General features: G+C 72.3%; 13 protein-coding genes and 1 pseudogene. 6 read left to right on the top strand and 8 right to left on the bottom strand.

Annotated features, from left to right (window positions below; all coding sequences use genetic code 11):
• Nucleotides 1–64 precede the first annotated feature (64 nt).
• Together ACZ5GP_RS26970 and ACZ5GP_RS26975 are read left to right on the top strand one after the other, a co-directional pair.
• Complete coding sequence (locus ACZ5GP_RS26970) at nucleotides 65–928, top strand: phosphotransferase enzyme family protein (protein ID WP_468753270.1); 864 nt, start codon at nucleotides 65–67, stop codon at nucleotides 926–928.
• A gap of 112 nt (nucleotides 929–1,040) precedes the next feature.
• Nucleotides 1,041–2,222 (top strand): serine hydrolase domain-containing protein, encoded by a 1,182-nt coding sequence (locus ACZ5GP_RS26975; protein ID WP_468753271.1) that lies wholly within the window; start codon nucleotides 1,041–1,043, stop codon nucleotides 2,220–2,222.
• A gap of 79 nt (nucleotides 2,223–2,301) precedes the next feature.
• On the opposite strand, the gene ACZ5GP_RS26980 is transcribed toward ACZ5GP_RS26975, so the two are convergent.
• The 4 genes from ACZ5GP_RS26980 to ACZ5GP_RS26995 all read right to left on the bottom strand — a co-directional run bounded on the left by ACZ5GP_RS26980 (nucleotide 2,302) and on the right by ACZ5GP_RS26995 (nucleotide 6,822).
• Nucleotides 2,302–3,060, bottom strand: a complete 759-nt coding sequence (locus tag ACZ5GP_RS26980) for an exonuclease domain-containing protein (RefSeq protein ID WP_468753272.1) — start codon at nucleotides 3,058–3,060, stop codon at nucleotides 2,302–2,304.
• A 213-nt stretch (nucleotides 3,061–3,273) separates the two neighbouring features.
• A complete protein-coding gene (locus ACZ5GP_RS26985) occupies nucleotides 3,274–4,515 on the bottom strand; it encodes an SAV2148 family HEPN domain-containing protein (protein WP_468753273.1) in 1,242 nt (413 codons plus the stop codon).
• Between the two features lie 104 nt (nucleotides 4,516–4,619).
• A complete protein-coding gene (locus ACZ5GP_RS26990; RefSeq protein WP_468753274.1) occupies nucleotides 4,620–5,939 on the bottom strand; it encodes a copper amine oxidase in 1,320 nt (439 codons plus the stop codon).
• A gap of 97 nt (nucleotides 5,940–6,036) precedes the next feature.
• On the bottom strand, nucleotides 6,037–6,822 hold the full coding sequence (locus tag ACZ5GP_RS26995) for a Tat pathway signal sequence domain protein (protein ID WP_468753275.1): 786 nt from the start codon (nucleotides 6,820–6,822) through the stop codon (nucleotides 6,037–6,039).
• A 158-nt stretch (nucleotides 6,823–6,980) separates the two neighbouring features.
• Between ACZ5GP_RS26995 and glgX the strand changes: the two genes are divergently transcribed.
• The 3 genes and pseudogenes from glgX to ACZ5GP_RS27010 all read left to right on the top strand — a co-directional run.
• Nucleotides 6,981–9,089 carry a glycogen debranching protein GlgX gene (gene glgX / locus ACZ5GP_RS27000; RefSeq protein ID WP_468753276.1) on the top strand — a complete coding sequence of 703 codons (2,109 nt, stop codon included), beginning with the start codon at nucleotides 6,981–6,983 and terminating at the stop codon, nucleotides 9,087–9,089.
• A 219-nt stretch (nucleotides 9,090–9,308) separates the two neighbouring features.
• Nucleotides 9,309–11,732 (top strand): malto-oligosyltrehalose synthase, encoded by a 2,424-nt coding sequence (gene treY, locus ACZ5GP_RS27005; protein ID WP_468753277.1) that lies wholly within the window; start codon nucleotides 9,309–9,311, stop codon nucleotides 11,730–11,732.
• A 145-nt stretch (nucleotides 11,733–11,877) separates the two neighbouring features.
• Nucleotides 11,878–12,241, top strand: a pseudogene (locus tag ACZ5GP_RS27010) (M14 family zinc carboxypeptidase); the annotation flags it as partial.
• Between the two features lie 101 nt (nucleotides 12,242–12,342).
• On the opposite strand, the gene ACZ5GP_RS27015 reads toward ACZ5GP_RS27010, so the two are convergent.
• Nucleotides 12,343–12,894 carry an FHA domain-containing protein gene (locus tag ACZ5GP_RS27015; protein WP_468753278.1) on the bottom strand — a complete coding sequence of 184 codons (552 nt, stop codon included), beginning with the start codon at nucleotides 12,892–12,894 and terminating at the stop codon, nucleotides 12,343–12,345.
• A gap of 144 nt (nucleotides 12,895–13,038) precedes the next feature.
• Between ACZ5GP_RS27015 and treZ the strand changes: the two genes are divergently transcribed.
• The gene (treZ, locus tag ACZ5GP_RS27020; protein WP_468753279.1) at nucleotides 13,039–14,784 is read left to right on the top strand and encodes a malto-oligosyltrehalose trehalohydrolase; all 1,746 of its coding nucleotides are present in this window, start codon (nucleotides 13,039–13,041) and stop codon (nucleotides 14,782–14,784) included.
• A 14-nt stretch (nucleotides 14,785–14,798) separates the two neighbouring features.
• Here treZ and ACZ5GP_RS27025 read toward each other — a convergent pair whose 3' ends face one another.
• The 3 genes from ACZ5GP_RS27025 to cyc2 all read right to left on the bottom strand — a co-directional run bounded on the left by ACZ5GP_RS27025 (nucleotide 14,799) and on the right by cyc2 (nucleotide 19,105).
• Nucleotides 14,799–15,977, bottom strand: coding sequence for a serine hydrolase domain-containing protein (locus tag ACZ5GP_RS27025; protein WP_468753280.1), 1,179 nt, complete (start codon nucleotides 15,975–15,977; stop codon nucleotides 14,799–14,801).
• 199 nt (nucleotides 15,978–16,176) lie between these two features.
• Complete coding sequence (locus ACZ5GP_RS27030; RefSeq protein ID WP_468753281.1) at nucleotides 16,177–16,839, bottom strand: PDZ domain-containing protein; 663 nt, start codon at nucleotides 16,837–16,839, stop codon at nucleotides 16,177–16,179.
• Between the two features lie 100 nt (nucleotides 16,840–16,939).
• Nucleotides 16,940–19,105: a germacradienol/geosmin synthase Cyc2 gene (gene cyc2, locus ACZ5GP_RS27035; protein WP_468753282.1), complete on the bottom strand. Its 2,166-nt coding sequence runs from the start codon at nucleotides 19,103–19,105 to the stop codon at nucleotides 16,940–16,942.
• Nucleotides 19,106–19,156: the final 51 nt, after the last annotated feature.

The raw sequence follows: 19,156 nt of genomic DNA on the forward strand, positions 1-19,156 counted from the left end.
CGCCTGTTGGCCAGTGCGAATGCGAGACTGTCGGCGAACGGGGCAATGGGCGCGGGAGGCACGGATGGACGAGGCACGGGCGCGGCGCGTACTGGAGGCGGCCGATCTGCCGGTTCCGGTGGGCGGGGCCGAGCTGCTCGCGCTCGGCGAGAACGCGGTGTTCGGTGTCGACGGCCTCGTCGTCAAGGTCGGCCGCGCCGCCCCCGGGCTCCTCGACCGGGCGCGGCGCGAGCTGGGCGTCGCGGCCTGGCTGGAGCGGGCCGACGTCCCCGCCGTACGGGCCGTCGAGGCGGAGCCCCGGGTCGTGGACGGGCACCCGGTGACGCTCTGGCGCCGGCTCCCGGCGGCCGTGCGGCCCGCCGAGCCGCGTGACCTCGCCGTGCTCCTGCGTGCCGTCCACGAACTGGCCCCGCCCTCCTTCGCCCTGCCGCGCCGTGAACTGCTCGGCGGCGTGGAGCGCTGGCTGCGTCTGGCGGGCGACGCGATCCACCCCGCCGACGCGGACTATCTGCGCGCGCGCAGGGACGGCTTCGCCTCCGCCGCCGCCGCGCTGACCCCGCGCCTGGCGCCGGGACCGATCCACGGCGACGCGTTGCCCCGCAATGTCCTGGTCGGCCCGGACGGGCCGGTCCTGGTGGACCTGGAGACCTTCTCCTTCGATCTGCGGGAGCACGACCTGGTCGTCATGGCGCTCTCCCGCGACCGGTACGGCCTGGCACCCGAGGCGTACGAGGGCTTCGTGCGTGCCTACGGGTGGGACGTACGGGAGTGGGAGGGCTGCGCGGTGCTGCGCGGGGCCCGCGAGACGGCCAGCTGCGCGTGGGTCGCCCAGCACGCGCCCGCCAACCCCGAGGCGTTGGTGGAGTTCCGCCGCCGGGTGGCATCCCTGCGGGAGGGGGACACCGCGGTGCGGTGGTACCCCTTCTGAGACCAGGCGGTGCGACGCCGGACCGGTGACGAGCCGCCCTGGGGATATCCCCCCTCCCGGGCCTGGGGTGTGCCGGATGGCCTCTCGTCGGGGGCGAATCTAGCGTTCGGCCATGACGTGGACTCCGCGAAAGCACCTCGCCGTGTCACTCGGTGTCGCTGCGCTGCTCGCCGCCGAGGTGGCCACCGCCGTCGCCCGGCCCGCCTGCCCCTCCCCCGTGGAGCAGTTGCGTCGGGACACCGAGGCGATCCACGCCCTCGGTGTCAGCGGTGTGCAGGCCCGCACGATCGCCCCTGACGGTCGGCAGTCGGTCGCCACCAGCGGCGCCGCCGACGTGCACACCGGCCGCCCTGTCGCTTCCGACGGTTACTTCCGCATGGCCAGCACGTCCAAGACGCTGGTCGCCACCGTGGTCCTCCAGTTGGCGGCCGAGAGAAGACTGTCCCTGGACGACACGGTCGACCACTGGCTGCCCCACATCGTGCGGGGCAACGGCAACGACGGCCGCCGGATCACCATCCGCCAACTGCTCCGGCACACCAGCGGCATCCACGACGACCTGCCCGGCTACACCACGCCGGAGGAGTACTACCGGCAGCGCCACGACGTCCACGGCCCCGAGCAGCTGGTTGCCCGCGCCCTGGCCCACGCGCCGGACTTCCGGCCCGGCAAGGGCTGGGCGTACTCCAACACCGGCTACGTCCTGCTCGGCATGATCATCCAGCAGGCCACCGGGCACCCCGCCCACCAGGAGATCGAAGAGCGCGTCCTGCGCCCGCTCGGCCTCGACCAGACCCGGTGGATGGGCACCTCGCCCACCCTGCCCCGGCCCCACGCCCAGGCGTACCAGCTCTTCGGCCCCGGCTCCCGGGTGAACGTCACCGACCAGATACCGGTGGACCACGACAACCTTTCATGGGTCACGACCACGCGGGACGAGAACCACTTCTTCCGCGCGCTGCTCTCGGGCCGCCTGCTACCGACCCGGCAGCTGGCGGCGATGAAGCGGACCGTCCCCGTGAGCGCGGAGCTCCGAAAGCTGTGGCCCGGCGGCCGCTACGGACTCGGGCTGGTCGAACGCCCTCTGAGTTGCGGAGGAACCTACTGGAGCCATGAGGGCGGGGACGGCGGCTACATCACCCTCAACGGCGTCACCGAGGGCGGCAGGCGAAGCGCCGTGGTTTCCATGTCCGAGGCCCGCGGCGACACCCGGAAGCACATGATGGCCCAGGAGAACGCGGCCAGTGCCCTGATCGACCACGCACTGTGTGCCAAGAGCCCCCACACCCCCTGAGCGGAAGCGTCGTCGGGGTGGACGGTTGGCTCGGCGCGGTGCTCGCCGGTGCCGCGGATCAGTGCCGCGCACCTCCGCCTCACCCTCCCGAGGCACCTTGCGGACTCACCTCGGCGACACCTCCCGCGTACGGCACGATCGGCCAGGCCGGCTCGATCGTCGCCTCGGGGTTGGAGGTCCGGCGCAGGTACTTCTGCAACGAAGCCGCCTGCTCGGCCGCCGCACGAACCTGCAGATCGTGCAGCTCCGCCGGCCCCAGCGTTCCTATGGCCGCATAGGTGAGGCCCATGGATCGCGCCGCACGCGCTGCGGCCACCGCGTCCGCGACCGCGTTGTGCGCGTCGTCGAGCGGCACTCCGTAGTGCTCGCAGAGCGCCTGGAGGTTTCTCGACCCCTTCCTGTACCGGTCCACGTGCTTGTCCAGGACCAACGGGTCGACGACGGGCGAGGGCCAGGCCCCTGCGCGCAACCGCTCGGCCAACGGCTCTATCCCGTGCCGTCGGCACTCACGGTCCAGGAGCGAAAGGTCGTAGCGCGCGTTCATCACCACCAGCGGGGTCCCCGAGTCCAGCACGTCGGCGACGGCTGAGGTGATCTCCTCGATCGCGGGAGGGGCCATGACCCCATGCCTGCGGGCGTGTTCCGTGGAGATGCCGTGGATGGCCGAGGCCTGTCGCGGGATGCTCACTCCCGGGTCGAGCAGCCAGGTCCGGGCCTTCGGCGGTCGGCCGTCCGCCTCCACGGCCACGACCGCCGCGGTGACGATCCGGTCGGTCTCGATGTCGGTCCCTGTGGTCTCCAGGTCGAAGGCCATCAACGGCCCGCTGATCCAGCTCATCACAGGGCCCCGACCTCGATCACCGCGCCGGTGACGATGCGCGCCTCGGCCGGATCCGTCCCCGTCGTCCCCAGGTCGAAACCGATCAGCAGCTCCCGGTGCCGGCCCATGCCCGCCCCCTTCTTTCGTGGTGCTTTCCCCCAGTGACCACCACGATCGCATGCGCCACTGACAATCCGAGGGGCACCTTCCGCTTCCGGTGGCCGAGCCTTTTCAGGACACCGGCCGCGAGTCCGCCCACGCCACCTCGAACTCCTCACGATATGTGAGGAAAAGACCACCCTCACCCTGATCGCCCGATTTCACCACGCGGCCGCCGCCGCGCAGCACGAGCACCGGCGCCTCCATCCCCCGCGTCCTGCGCAGGTACGACTGGACGACGGCGATGCCGTCCGCTCCGTCCCCGTCGACCAGGTACGCGGTGAACCTCGGCGTCTCGTCGAAGACCTGGATCTCGAAGGCGCCGGGATCGCGCAGCCGCGCCCGCACCCGCCGCATGTGCAGGATGTTCATCTCGACCGAGCGGCTCAACTCGCCCTTTTTGATGCCCAGTTCGCGCTCCCTGCGCTTGACCGCGCTGCTCGCCGGGTTGAGGAACAGCAGCCGCACCCGGCACCCCGACTCGGCCAGCCGGACCAGGCGGCGCCCGGAGAAGTTCTGCGCCAGCAGGTTGAGCCCGATGCCGATCGCGTCGAGGCGGCGGGCGCCGCCGAAGATGTCCTCGGCGGGAAACTGCCGCAGCAGGCGCACGCGGTCCGGGTGCACCGCCACCACGTCGGCGTAGCGGTCGCCGACCAGGTCCTCGACGGCGTCGACGGGAAGGCGGCGCGCGGAAGGTGTGTCGGTGCCCGCGCCGAGGATGTCCAGGAGTCTGGCCGAGGCCCGCTCCGCCTGCGCGAGGACGGCCTGCGAGAGGGCGCGGTTGCGCGAGACGACGTTCCGCGTGACCTCCAGCTCGTCCAGGGCCAGCTCGACGTCCCGCCGGTCGTCCAGGTACGGCTCGAAGCACGGCCAGTGCTGCACCATCAGCTCGCGCAGCTGCGGCAGCGTCAAAAAGCTCAGGACGTTGTCGTCGGCGGGGTCGAGCAAGTACCCCTTGCGGCGGCTCACTTCGCGTACGGCGACGGCCCGCTGCACCCACTCCTGCCCCGCCGGGCCCGCCGCGGCGACCACCCAGTCCTCGGCGTGGACGGGTTCGTAGACGGGACGCAGAACAGCGGCCACGACCGCGCGCAGCCGCTGCTCCACCAGGTTCAGCCAGATGTAGGCCCGCCCCGCCCGCTGGGCGCGCGTACGGACCTCGCGCCAGGCGTCGGTGTCCCAGTCCAGTTCCGGTCCGATCTGGGACCCCGTCTCGATCGGCCGCGCCAAGGACACCGCTGAGGCGGGTACGTCCACGGAGCCCCCCTCGCGACCCTCGTCACCGGGGGCCGGCTCCCGCCCACCCGAGCTCACCCGCGCACCGCCTTTCGCTCCCCCGAGCCACTCCCCCGGTCAACGATCAAGGAAGGGTACTCCGGGAGCGGTGGGCGGTGCAGCCGGATGCGCCGGGTGGTTCCTCAACCGCCCATCGGAGGGCGACCGTTCTGGTCCGACAGCTCCTGCGGAGTGAGCGGACTCATAGCGGTGACATCGCGGGCGGCCAGCGAGAAGCCCTGCCAGTGGACCGGCATCGGCTGCTGGTCCTCGTCGCGGGCGATGTGGTGGAAACCGATGTGCACCCAGGTGATGGGGTGCGTCAAGGCCTCGCCGTTCGCCCACTTGTCGACGCTGTTCGGCGTGCCGTTCGGGCAGCCGATGTTGTTGCTCGCGTACTGCTCGCACTTCTTGTACTGCGTGAAGTACACGTCGTGCTTGGTGAAGGGCCGGCCCGCGTGCTTGTTGCTGGCCCCGGGGACGATCTCGTACGACCTGGGGTGGCCGTCCTTGTTCTTGCCGGCCCCGCTGACCACGCGCCACCAGCGCATGTCCTTGCGGTCGCCGGTCAGTTCCTTGGTGACCTTCGTGCGGGTCGTCCTCGTGGTGGGGCTGCCCTGGCCGGTGGGCGGGGTGACCTGGGAGTCGTACTGCTCCACCTTGGCCTTCGGGGAGCCGTCCAGGCCGAAGTTGAGCCGCCAGAAGACGTTGTGGGCGTGGCTCTCGGCCTTGGCCTGGTCGCCCTTGCCGATGGGCCAGCCCCGGTCGTCGCCGCCGTCGTAGTCGTAGGGCGAGAGGCTGCCCGTCGCGCCCACGTTGGAGGTGATGGTGCCGTCGGAGGAGAAGCGCCACTCGGTGATGTACTCGTACCAGGAGGCCTTGTTCACCGTGTACACGAGCAGGTCCTTGCCCTGGCCCGTGAAGACCTTGCCGGTGCCGCCGGTGCTCTCGTCGTCGTTGAGGCGGTACGCGTGCCCACGCGCGCGCGTGGTCGTGCACAGGCCCTTCACGTCGCCGCGGCCGGGGACCTTGACGGTCTTGATGGTGCCGCCGGGGCACTCGCCGGGCTGGAGGTTCTGCAGCGCCTGGCCGAAGTCGGTGCCGGTGACGTCGTCGTACTCGGCCTGGCCGTCGTCGTAGGGCACGTGCACCTGGGCGAGCCGGGCGCTGGTCAGGACGGGTATCGGCTTGGCCTCGCCCTTCGGCTGGTAGCTGATCTTGTCGAGGATCAGCCCGGAGAGCGTGTTGTAGTGCCAGCACATGCGCCAGGTGGTGCCGCCGTCGAGGGTCTGCTCGATCTGGTAGGCGGCGCTGCAGTCGGCCCCCGGGGCGGGGGCCTTGCCGGGCGGCTTGGGGGCGGCGGAGGCGGGAGCGGTGGCGCTCAGTGCGCCGCCGAGGAGCGCGGACACCGCGACGGCCAGTGCGGCCCCTTTGCGGGCGCGCGAGACTCTGTTGACGTGCATTGCTGAATGGACTCCCTCGTACGAGGAGAAGTTGGTGAGTGGTGTCCCGTGCGGACGGCCCGCGTCCGCGGGTGGACCGGCGCGGCCGGCGGCCGCGTCAGCCGAGGCGGCCGACGGTGCGGGTGCTCAGGTCGACGACGAGGGCCCTGGTGTCGATCCACGGCCCGTTCTTGACCTTCGTGACGACTTGGAGGCACCGGTGCTCGCCGCACTCGGTGAGGTCGGAGGGCACCCGCTTCACGGTCTCCTTGCGGAAGACCATGCCGCTCAGCTGGAGCTGGTCCGGGCTCTTCAGCGCCTTGCCCGTGGCGTGCTCGAAGTCCTTCTTCAGGCCCTTGCCGAGCCGGTCGGCGATCAGGAGTCTGGCGCCCTCGGCCAGTTCTTCCTGGCTGGGCGGCGGCTGGACGTTCCGTGCGGTGGTCGTGTCGTCCACCTTGCCCGTCTCCAGGTTCACCGTCTTGGTGATGACGGCGTCCTTCTTGTAGTCGTAGTAGACGACCTCGGCCTTGCGCGGGGCCGCTGCCCCGGTGTTGGCCGGATCCGGCTCGCTGAGGTTCGTGGACAGCAACTGCGGCCCGCGGTCCCCCTCCACGTCCCGGGCGCGGGCGCGCAGCTGCCCGGTGACCGACGCCTTCTCGGCCCGCTCCATCTCCTGATCGGTCAGCGGGTCGCTGCCGATGCCCTTGGCGCCCTCCTCGGGCGCGGCCTCGACGACGCCGTCCTTGGCGATGGCGTCCTGCCTGCCCGCCGCCGCGTTGGCAGGGCGGTCCCCCGACCCGCCCGAGCCCGACAGACCGGCGCCCACCAGCACGGCGGCCGCGGTCACCGCGACCGCCGAGCCCGCCACCACCTTCCCCAGGTGGCGTCCGACTATTTCACGCACTTACTCCCCCTACTCCCCTGGCGCCCCATTCGTGGGCATGCCAAGTATGTGGTCAGCCGGATAGACGGGTACAACTCCTGGGTGGTTGCCCCACTTTCGGGCAGACTCCGGCCAAAGTGGCCGGGGCCCTGGCGGGCGTGAGGGAAAGAGTCGTATTCATGCAGGTCTGGCCTGGGCAGGCATACCCCTTAGGCGCCACGTACGACGGTGCCGGCACGAATTTCGCGGTCTTCTCCGAGACCGCCGAGCGCATGGAGCTGTGCCTCCTGCACGACGACGGCTCGGAGACGGCCGTCGAGCTGCGCGAGTCCGACGCGTTCGTGCGGCACGCGTACCTCCCCGGCATCATGCCGGGACAGCGGTACGGCCTACGGGTGCACGGCCCCTACGCACCCGAGCGGGGACACCGCTGCAACTCCGCGAAACTGCTCCTCGACCCGTACGCGCGCGCGGTGAGCGGGCGCGTCGACTGGGGCGAGGAGGTGTACGGCTACCACTTCGAGGACCCCGGCCGGCGCAACGACCTGGACTCGGCCCCGCACATGATGACGTCGGTGGTGGTCAACCCGTACTTCGACTGGGGCGACGACCGGCCGCCCCGCACGCCGTACCACGAGACCGTGCTCTACGAGGCCCATGTCAAGGGCCTGACCATGCTGCACCCCGACCTTCCGGACGAGCTGCGCGGCTCGTACGCGGCGCTCGGCCACCCGGCGATCATCGAGCACCTCACACGGCTCGGGGTGACCGCGCTGGAACTGATGCCGGTCCACCAGTTCGTGAACGACCACCGCCTGGTGGACATGGGCCTGAACAACTACTGGGGCTACAACACGATCGGCTTCTTCGCCCCGCACAACGCCTACGCCTCCTGGGGCGACCGCGGCGAGCAGGTCCTGGAGTTCAAGCAGGCCGTGAAGGCGCTGCACGAGGCGAACATCGAGGTGATCCTGGACGTCGTCTACAACCACACCGCCGAGGGCAACCACCTGGGCCCCACCCTGTCCTACAAGGGCCTGGACAACGCCTCGTACTACCGCCTGACGGACGATCCGCGCTACTACATGGACACCACGGGGACGGGCAACTCCCTCCTGATGCGCTCGCCGCACGTCCTCCAGATGATCATGGACTCGCTGCGGTACTGGGTCACGGAGATGCGCGTGGACGGCTTCCGCTTCGATCTGGCGGCGACGCTCGCGCGGCAGTTCCACGAGGTGGACCGGCTGTCGTCGTTCTTCGACCTCGTGCAGCAGGACCCGGTGGTCAGCCAGGTCAAGCTGATCGCCGAGCCCTGGGACGTCGGCGAGGGCGGCTACCAGGTGGGGAACTTCCCGCCCCTGTGGACCGAGTGGAACGGCATGTACCGCGACACGGTGCGCGACCTGTGGCGGGGCGAACCGCGCACCCTCGCGGAGTTCGCGTCCCGGCTGACCGGCTCCTCCGACCTGTACCAGGACGACGGGCGCCGCCCCCTCGCCTCGATCAACTTCACCACCTGCCACGACGGCTTCACGCTGCACGACCTCGTCTCGTACAACGAGAAGCACAACCACGCGAACGGCGAGAACAACCAGGACGGCGAGAGCCACAACCGCTCCTGGAACTGCGGCGTCGAGGGTCCCACCAACGACCCGGACGTGCTGGCGCTGCGCGCGCGGCAGATGCGGAACCTCATCGCGACGCTCATGCTCTCCCAGGGCGTGCCCATGCTCAGCCACGGCGACGAGTTCGCGCGCACGCAGGGTGGCAACAACAACGCGTACTGCCAGGACAACGAGGTCGCGTGGGTGCGCTGGCCGGACGGCGACAGTCCGGTCCTGGAGTTCACGCGCGCGATGGCGATGCTGCGGCGGGACCACCCGGTGTTCCGCCGGCGCCGGTTCTTCCACGGCCGCCCGGTGCAGGGCACCCGCGACGAGCTGTCCGACATCGCCTGGTTCACCCCGGAAGGGCGGGAGATGGAGCAGCACGACTGGGACGCCGCGCACGCGCGCGCCCTGACGGTGTTCCTGAACGGCAACGCGATCTCCGAGCCGGGCCCGCGCGGCGAGCGGATCAGCGACGACTCGTTCCTGCTGATGTTCAACGCCTCGCCCGAGCCGCTGGACTTCGTGGTGCCGGTCGACCACGGCCGGCAGTGGCAGGTGGTGGTCGACACGGCCCGACCGGAGGGGGTGCCGGAGGAGGCGGGCCCGAAGGTGGGGGCGGGCGACCGCCTGACCCTGACGGACCGCAGCCTGACGGTGCTCCAGCGGCCGGCCTGAGTGCGCCACCCCGTCGGCCCATCGGGGCCGGGCGCCGTCGCACGGACACGCGCGTGGAGGGGTGAGCGGACACGCGTGTGGAGGGGTGAGCGGACACGCATGTGGAGGGGTGAGCGGACACGCGCGTGGAGGGGTGAGCGGACACGCGCGTAGAGGGGTGAGCGGACACGCGTGTGAACGGATGACAGGAAAGCCGCCGGGACGGGTACGTACCTTCGCATGACGCCACAGCGCTCCCGTCCCGCGGTGCCGCCCGCGCCGACCGCCACCTACCGGCTCCAGCTCCAGCCGGAGTTCCCCTTCGCCGCCGCCGAGGCGGCCGTGCAGCACCTCGCCGCGCTCGGCGTCTCGCACCTGCACCTCTCGCCGGTGCTGGAGGCGGTCCCCGGGTCGACCCACGGCTACGACGTGGTGGACCACGCGCGGGTGCGGGCCGAGCTGGGCGGCGAGGAGGGGCTGCGCTCCCTGGCGCGTACCGCGCGCGCGGCCGGGCTCGGCCTGGTGGTGGACATCGTGCCCAACCACATGGCGGCGGCCCCCCGGCACAATCACGCGCTCTGGGAGGTGCTGCGCGAAGGCCCCGGCTCTCCCTACGCGCGCTGGTTCGACATCGACTGGGAGGCCGGGGGCGGGCGCGTCCTGCTGCCCTTCCTCGGCGGCAGGCTCGGCGAGGAGCTGACTTCGCTGCGGGTGGACGGCGACGTGCTGCGCTATCACGAACACGCGTTCCCGCTCCGGGCGGGCACCGAAGGACTGCCGCTGCCCGCGCTGCTCGACGCCCAGTTCTACCGCCTGTCGTGGTGGAGGCTGGCCCGCACTGAGCTGAACTACCGGCGGTTCTTCACCATCTCGGACCTGATCGGGGTACGCGTCGAGGACCCCGAGGTGTTCGACGCGACCCACGGCAAGATCCTCGAACTGCTGCACGAGGGGGTCGTCGACGGACTGCGGATCGATCACCCGGACGGGTTGGCCGATCCGGGGGCCTACCTCCGCACGCTGCATGAGGCGACCGGCGGCCGCTGGACCGTGGTGGAGAAGATCCTCGCCGACGGCGAGCGGCTGCCCGCGGCCTGGCCGGTGGCCGGCACCACCGGTTACGACGCGCTGCGGCACCTCGACGGGGTCTTGGCCGACCCGGCGGGCGCGCAGGAACTGCTCGGCCACTACCGGCGCTTCGCCGCGCCGCCGGCCGACCGGGGCGGCGACTGGGAGGCGACGGTGCGCCGCGCCGCGTACCGGGTGGTCACGCGGGAGCTGGCCGCCGAGGTGGACCGGCTCACGCGCGAGGCCGCCGCGATCTGCGCGGCCGACCCCGGGCTGCGCGACCACGCGCCGTGGGCGCTGCGCACGGCCCTGCGGGAGCTGCTCGTACGGCTGCCCGTCTATCGACCGTACGTCTCCGGGGGCGCCGCTCCCGAGACGGTGCTGACCCCGGAGGCGGCCGAGGAGGCCAAGGCGGCGTTCGGCGTGCCCGAGGAGGCGGCGACGGTCGACGTCGTACGGGATCTGGCGCTGGGCCGGGCCGGGGCGGCGGACGCCCGGTCCCGGGAGGCCGTGGCCGGGTTCCGCGCGCGGTTCGCCCAGACCGCCTCGGCGTTGCGCGCCAAGGCGGTCGAGGACAGCGCCTTCTACCGGCACGCGCCGCTCCTGTCGGCCGCCGAAGTGGGGGGCGCGCCCGAGCGTCCCGCGGTCCCGGTGGCGGAGTTCCACGCGTACTGCGCGCGGGTCCAGCGGGACTGGCCCGCCACGGGGACGGTCCTGACGACGCACGACACCAAGCGCAGCGCCGACGTACGGGCGGGCATCTCGGTCCTCACGCAGTGCCCGGGGCGCTGGGCGGACCTGCTGGCCGACCTGACGGAGCGGACGGCGCGCGAGAGCGGTGTGCGCGCGCCCGACCCCCAGGTGGCGTGGGCCGTCTGGCAGACCGCGCTGGGCTTCGGCCCCCCGGATGCCGCACGGCTGCGGGACGCGCTGGTCAAACACGTGCGCGAAGCGGGCCTGCACACGAGCTGGACGGAGCCGGACGAGGCGTACGAGCGGGCGGTGGCCGAATTCGTGGAGGCGGGCCCGTGCGGACCGCCGCGACACGCGCTGGCGTCCTTCGCACAGGACCTCGCGCCCCATGTCCGGGCGAACGTCCTCGGGGCGGCGCTCCTGCATCTGACGATGCCCGGGGTGCCGGACCTCTACCAGGGGACGGAGGGCGAGTACCGCGCCCTGGTCGACCCGGACAACCGGCACCCCGCCCGCTTCCGCGCGGACGTCCTGGAGCACCTGGAGGCGAACCCGGGCAGCCGGGACCTCTCGGAGGAGAAGCTGGCGCTCACCGCGGCGGCGCTGCGGCTGCGCCGGCGGCGCCCGGAGCTGTTCGGGGAGGCGGGGACGTACGAGCCGTTGACGGCCGAGGGCCCGGGCGCCGCGCACTGTGTGGCGTTCGCGCGCTCCGGGGAGGTGGTGGTGGCGGTGACGCGCCTGTCGCTGCGCCTCGCGGAGGAGGGCGGCTGGCGCGACACACGGCTGGCGCTTCCGGCGGGCCGGTGGACGGATCTGCTCGCCCCGGTCCGGGAGTTCACGGGAGACGCCCCGGCACGGACCCTCTTCGCCGAGTCTCCGGTGGTGCTGCTGCAACGGTCGTAGGCGGCAGGGGGCCGCCCGCGTCCTTGACACGGTTCCGGAGGCTTCGACCCTCCTGCACCTGGTCGAACGGGCCGTACGGGACCGGCGCCTGCGCGCCGACACCTCCTGGCACTTCCTGCTGTGCGCGGACCCCGACGGGGCGAGCCTGCGCGAGGCGCTGCCCCGGCCGGCGGGCGCCGAGGGGCCGTTGCTGCGGGCGGTGCGCTGGGCGCTGGGGCTGGTGCCGGGGCTCGCGGACGACTGGGGGCGGCTGCCGCCAGCGGTGACGAGTGTGGCGCACGTCGGGAGCGTCGACGCGTTCGGGCGGCGCCTGCCGCTGCGGGCGGCGGCGATGCTGCTGCGCGTCCTGGAAGAGGCGGGCGACCGGGCGGCGCACCGGCTCGACCGGCTGGTGGAGCGAGGAGTTCGCCGCGCGGTTCGAGGCGCGCTGGGTGCCGGTGGAACACCAGGTCGAGCACCAGTCACGGACAACGGTGGCGGCGGCGCGGCACGCGCGCGGAGGTGGGTGAGGGCCGCGCCCGTGAGCTGCCGACAAGCGCCTGAGCCGGCCGAAACGATGCAGTCCGTACGCCGGCACGGCGCCGGTCCGGCGCCGCCGGGGCTCACCGGTTCAGTTCGTGGAGAGCCGGAAGGCCATCCGGCCGAAGCTCACCAGGTCGCCGTCCTGGACGAGGGCGGCGCCGACGACCCTGCGGCCGTTGACCGACGTGCCGTTGGTGGAGCCGAGGTCGCGCAGCACCCACATGCCGCCCTGGCGGCGCAGCTCGGCATGGACGCGGGAGACCGTGTCGTGGCTGAGCCGCAGGCCGTTGGCCGGGTCGCGGCCGATCCGCAGCGGACAGGGACTGTCGGGCGAGGGCAGCAGCAGCTTCGGCAGCCGCTCGGCCTGCCAGGCCCTGCGCAGTTTCACCGTGAACCCGGACACCGCTTCCACGCCGCCGAGCACCCGGCGCGCCCAGCGCCCCTCGGTGCGCAGGTCGGCGGTGAGGACGGCCAGTTCGTCGGGCCTGCGGGCGGCGAGCGCCAGTTCCATGCGCCGCAGGAAGGTGTCGTGCGAGAGCCTGCCGACGGCCGCGCCCTCCTTGAGTGCGTCCAGCGCCCGGTCGCGCTCGGCGTCCGTCACCCGCGCGGGGTAAGTGGAGAACTCGAAAGAGGATGTCACCAGCTGATTGTCGGGCAACGCCACCCCGGGTGTCCAGAATGGGCCGCGCGGCGGCCGATCGATCTCTTCCGCCCACGGACACGGCACTTCTGACGCACCATGGGACGCAGGTGTGACGACGGACAGCGGACGAGGGGAACGTCGGTGAGGTTCGAGGTGTGGGCACCCGAGGCGGAGCAGGTCACGCTGGAGTGCGCGGGCGCCACGCGCGCCATGGAGCGCGACGAGGAGCGCGCGGGCTGGTGGACGGCGGAGGCGGCCGCCGAGGACGGCACGCGCTACGGCTTTTCGCTGGACGGCGGCCCACTCCTGCCCGACCCGCGCTCGCGGCGCCAGCCGGACGGCCCCGACGGCCCGAGCGCGGTGGTCGACCACGGCCGCCACGTCTGGCGGGTGCCCTGGGCCGGGCGCGGGGTGCGGGAGGCGGTCCTGTACGAGCTGCACGTGGGGACGTACACCCGTGAGGGCACGCTCGACGCGGCGGCGGGCCGGCTCGGGCACCTCGCCGAGCTGGGGGTCACCCATGTGGAGCTGATGCCGCTGTGCCCCTTCCCGGGGCGGCACGGGTGGGGGTACGAGGGGGTGTCGCTGTGGGCGGTGCACGAGCCGTACGGCGGCCCCGAGGCGCTGAAGCGCTTTGTCGACGCGGCGCACGGGCACGGTCTCGGCGTGGTCCTGGACGTCGTCCACAACCACCTGGGCCCGTCGGGCAACTACCTGCCGGCGTTCGGTCCGTACTTCACCGAGACGCACCAGACGCCGTGGGGCGCCGCGGTCAACCTGGACGCGCCGGGGTCGGACGAGGTGCGCGCCTTTCTGGTGGGCAGCGCGCTGGCGTGGTTGCGGGACTACCGCCTGGACGGGCTGCGGCTGGACGCGGTGCACGCGCTGCGGGACACGCGCGCGTGCCACTTCCTCGAAGAACTCTCCGCCGCGGTCGACTCCTTGGCGGAGGAACTGGGCAGGCCGCTGTCGCTGATCGGCGAGTCGGACCAGGGCGACCCCCGGCTGGTCACCCCGCGCGCGAGCGGCGGCCTGGGCCTGCACGCGCAGTGGAACGACGACTTCCATCACTCGCTGCACACCGCGCTGACGGGCGAGGCGCAGGGCTACTACGCGGATTTCGCGCGCGCCCCGCTGGCCGCGCTCGCCAAGACGATGACGCGCGGCTTCTTCCACGACGGGACGTACTCCTCGTTCCGGGGCCGCGCCCACGGCCGGCCGGTGGACCGCGCCCGCACACCCGCCCACCGCTTCCTCGGCTACGCGCAGACCCACGACCAGATCGGCAACCGCGCGCAGGGCGACCGGCTCGCCGCCTCGCTGTCCCCCGGGCTGCTGGCGTGCGCCGCCACGCTGACGCTCACGGGTCCCTTCACGCCGATGCTGTTCATGGGCGAGGAGTGGGGGGCCACGACGCCCTGGCAGTTCTTCACCGACCACACCGATCCCGAGCTGGCCGAGGCGGTGCGCCGGGGCAGGCGGCGGGAGTTCGCGGCGCACGGCTGGGCGGAGGAGGACATTCCCGACCCGCAGGACCCGGCCACCCGCGAGCGGTCCTGCCTCGACTGGTCGCAGCCGGAATCCGGCCACCACGCCCGTCTGCTGGCCTGGCACCGCGAGTTGATCTCCCTGCGGCGGGCCCGCGCCGACCTGATGGACGCCGACCTGGCGGCGGTACGGGTCGCCTACGACGAGCGGGCGCGCTGGTTCGCGTTCCGGCGCGGGGACCTGAAGATCGCCGTCAACCTCGGCGACGAGCCCGCCACCGTCCCCCTCGGGCACAACCACGCACGCGTGCTCGCCGCCTGGGACCCGGTCGAACCGCCCGGCGCGGACGGCGCGCTGCGACTGCCCGCCGAGTCGTGTGCCGTCCTGGGTCTCGCCTAAGTCGCCTAAGCCGCCTAAGGGGTGTCGCAGAACTCCGCCTCGATCACCGCGTGGCTGTCCCCGGACCAGTCCCCGTTGAAATTGAAGGCCAGCGAGTGGCGGCCGTCGGCGGTCGTGACCGCCTCCGAGGTCCAGCCGGTGATGCCGCCGTGGTGTCCCCAGACCGTGACGCCGCAGCTCAGCTCGCGCTCGGCCAGACCCAGGCCGTAGCGGACCTTGGGGAGCCCCTTGGCCTCGACGGTCGTCTTCATCTCGGCGAGCTGCTTCTCGGGCAGCAGCTCGCCGCGCAGCAGGGCCGAGTAGAAGCGGTTCAGATCGGCGGCCCCGGAGATCATGTCGCCCCCGCCCCCGGCGCGTGTCGGGTTCAGTTCCGTGACGTCGTGGCTCGGGCCGTCGGTGGACTCGGCGAGCTTCGCATAGGCCCGGCTGCTCGGCCGGGGCACCCGGGGGTTCGTACCGGGGAGGGAGGTGGCGCGCAGGCGGAGCGGTCTGATGATGCGGTGGCGGATCTCCTCTCCGTACGGGTTGCCGGTGGCCTTCTCGATCACCATCGCAGCCAGGGAGTAGTTGGTGTTCGAGTACTGCCAGGAACTGCCCGGCGTGAAGTAGGGCTTGTTCGCCATGGCGTACTTCACGTGCCGGTCGAGGGTGACTGTGTCGTAACGGGTGCGGTAGAAGGCGTCCTTGAGGATGTAGGTCCGCACGAACTCCTCGTCGTCGCGGTAGTTGAAGATGCCGCTGGTGTGGTTGAGGAGCTGGCGGAGGGTGATCCGTCGGCCGTCGTGGAGGTTGCCCCGGACCACTCCGGGCAGCCATGTGTCGACCTTGTCGTCCAGGGACAGCCGGCCCTCCGCCTCCAGCTGGAGCAGCACGGTGGCGACGAAGGTCTTGGTGATGCTGCCGACCCGGTAGTGGTCGTCGGCCGAGCGCGGCCGCCCCGTCCTGAGGTCACCGACGCCCGAAGTGCCTTTCCAGGTGCCGTATTCGTCATTCGCCTGCCCGACGACACCGGGGACGCCGTCCTGCACGGCAGCGTCCATCGCTTCCCGTGTCGCACTGTGGTCACCGGTGGCCGACCCGGAGACGGGGGCGGGGGTGGGGGCGGGGGCGGCCAGCGCGTCGGCCGCGAGCGAGGTCGCGGTGAGAGCGACAGCTCCCACCAGTCCGAGGCGCAGGCTGCGGAGTGCTCTCATGAGTCGGTACGTCCTTCGGTCGAGGATCGTTGATCTTCGAGGGAAGGGACACGGCGACAGACGAGCGGGTTGCCTGTCACTGAGCGGGTTGAGCGCTTTTGAGCCTCGTCGGGAACCAGGAAGGCACCCTCGCCCCGCACCGCCCATCGAGGCATGAGGCGAGACGTGGCGACCTCCCTGCCCCCGCCGGGCCCGGCGCTCAGGTCACGACGCCCGGCCTGGCACCGAGATACTGGCGTCGCCCGTCCTGGTGGCGGACCGTCAGTGTCAGTGTCCTGCCGGGGTGTGCGGCGGCGACCGCCGACGCGAGGCGGGCCGCCGATTCGACGCGGGCCCCGCCGACCGCGAGCAGCGTGTCGCCGCGCGTGAGCCCCGCCGTGTGACCGGGGCCCGGGACGCGCACGCCGACGACCAGGGCGCCCGGGCCGGCGGGGGTGTCGACGGCCTCGATGCCGAGGGTGGCGGACCCGGCCGGCTTCGCGTGCCCGGCGCCGGGCACGGGGACGGCCCCCGGCTTCGGCGCCTCAGGAGCGGAAGCCCGCTGCGGCACGGGCGCGGCCCGCCGTGTCTTGGCGAGATCGGCCATGCTGACGACGCCGACCGCACCGGCACCGAGCGCGCCGATACCGATCCCCGCGAGCACCAGGAGCACCGCGAGGAGCAGCCCGGCCAGCACGGCCGTCAGCCGCCTCCCGCGGCGCCCGACGGCCTGCGGCCGGTGGCCCTGTCCGGAGTGCTCGGCGGGGTCGGGCCACGCGTTGTGGCCGGGGTGGTCGCCGGTGGCCCGGCGGGGGTGGTCACCGCTGCTCAGGCCGGAATTCCGGCCCGGCATCGGCTTGGGACGCAACGCGGTCTGGTCCATGGCTCGCCTCCGGCTCCTGCCTACCCGGCGCGACCCGTCGGCGATGCCTCACGAACGGGTGATGTCCCCTCTGCCCACGCCGGGCCGACCGGCCAGGCCGTCAGCGCGACCCGGCGATCGAGGGGACCCTGGGCGCGCGATCGGGCAGGAAGCCGTGCGCCCTGCGGGCCAGGTCCTGCGCGCCGTAGCGACGGCAGCCCGCGTGCCAGTTGAGGATGCCCGCCAGCCAGTTCTGCAGCTCCGTGACGTAACCGTCCAGGACGGCGCGCCCCTCCGCCGTGAGCCCGAAGTCCTCGTACAGGACGGGGAACTCGTGCGCGGCGACATGCTGGAACTGGCGCATGCGCTGGGTCATCAGGTCGTGGATGACCTTCAGCCCGGTCGGATAGTCGCAGCCGAAGAAGTTCTGCACGACCAGGATGCCGTTGTGGACCTCGCCCTCGTACTCGATCTCCTTCTGGTACGAGAAGACGTCGTTGAGGAGCATCGCGTAGTCCATCGCGGCGTTCTCCAACGACCGCACGGGGCCGCTGCGGTAGACCTCCGGCGGCACGGCGGGGCCGTGGCCCATCCGGCACAGGCTCATCGTCAGCTCGGAGCCGAAGGTGGCCCGGCGCATCTCCAGATAGTCGACCGGGTCGGGGATGCGGTTCTGCAGCTGGTTGGCCAGCTCCCACAGCCAGCTCTCCGTCATGACCACCACGGTCTGCCGCATGGTGCGCCGCTGCTCCGGGCTCATGTTCTCGGTGGTGCGGGCCCACAGGTCGGTGAGGCCGCGCTCCATGGCGTTCACGGGGACGGTGGCCGGCCCGCCCTCCACCGGCATGCACCCGGCGAGGCGCTCCGTGCAGATCTTCGCGGCGGCGACGTCACGGCGGTGGCCGAAGACCAGGGGGTAGTAGTCGTCGCCGTAGGTGCCCCAGGCCAGCCACTGCGAGCTGAGGTCGAGGGCCTCCGCGGTGCCGTCCGGACCGATCCCGGCCGCACACAGCGGAAGGTCGTACGCGTCGAGCTTGTCCTCGTCCCAGACGCCCTCCGCCAGGATGCCCATCGCGTGCGACCAGGCGGTGAGCCGGGGGCGCGCGCCGGCCAGGTGCGGATTGAGCCGCAGCGGGAACGGCATCTCGAAGTCGGGCAGGATCGAGGGGCCCACCTTCTGGAACGGGACGTGGGTGTAGGAGCGCAGCCGCCGCGCCCCGGCGGCCGCGAGCAGCGCGCCCACGTCGGCGGCGGAGGTGCCGAGGCCGGTGGGCCCGGCGAGCGGCGAGGTGCTCAGCGCGCCCTCGTTCATGTACCGGCTGGAGCGCAGGTGCCATTCGTGGCCGCCCGACTGCCAGTCCTGGAGCCCCCGGGTGTAGGCGGCGACCGCCGCGACCTCGGCGGGGGTGAGGCCCTTCTCCAGGGCCAGGGCGGGCACTTCGGTGAGCGCCGTGTGCTCGAACTGGTGCAGGCGCGAGGTCAGGACGTCGTTGACGATGTCGGCGGCCTGCTGGGTCATGCAGTCGAAGAAGGTCTCCAGGACGAGCACGCCGTTGCTCAGCTCGCCCTCGTCCTGGACCTCGCGCTGGTACGAGAACAGGTCGTTGCGCAGGTGGACGGCGTCCGAGAAGGTCTCCATGAGCACCCGCAGCGGCCTGGAGCCGGCGACGGCGGCGGGGACCTCGGCCGTCGCGTACTCGACGAGGCCCGCCGACCAAGGAGCGCCGCCGACCTTGCGGCGCATCTCGATGTACTCGACGGGGTTGGCGATCCGCCCTTCGTTGATGTTGGACAGCTCCCACAGGGACTCGTTCAGGAGGTGCTCGGTGGACTCGGCGAAACGGCGGCGCCAGTCCGCCGACATCGCGGGCACGGTGCGCGCCCACAGGTCGGCGAGGCCCGCCTCGACCGGGTTCCGCGGTTCGGGTACGGGTGTCGCGAGGTCCATCGGCATGAAGAGGGGGAGCCGGTCCAGGTGGGCCTTCCCGGCGGCGCGGTCCTGGCTGCGTTTGTACATGTCCAAAAAGTGGTCGTCGAAGAAGAAGACCCACACGTACCAGTCGGTGATCAGCGACAGCGCGGGGCCGTCGCAGTCGGGATGGGTGTACGCGCACAACAGGCCGTAGTCGTGCGCGTCGAGGTCGCTCTGCTCCCAGATGCCGGAGCCCTCCAACATGCCCATGTCGCGCGCCCACTTCGCGGAGTGCGCGCGCGCCTCCTCCAGGTGGGGATTGAGCCGTGCGGGATATGGCATGTAGAAGTGCGGCAGTTCGAACGGCTGCGTCATGGCCCGGCCCTACCCGTGGTCCGGCTCCGCCATCCGGGTGGGGGCACACGA

This window comes from Streptomyces sp. NPDC031466 (genome assembly GCF_055581265.1).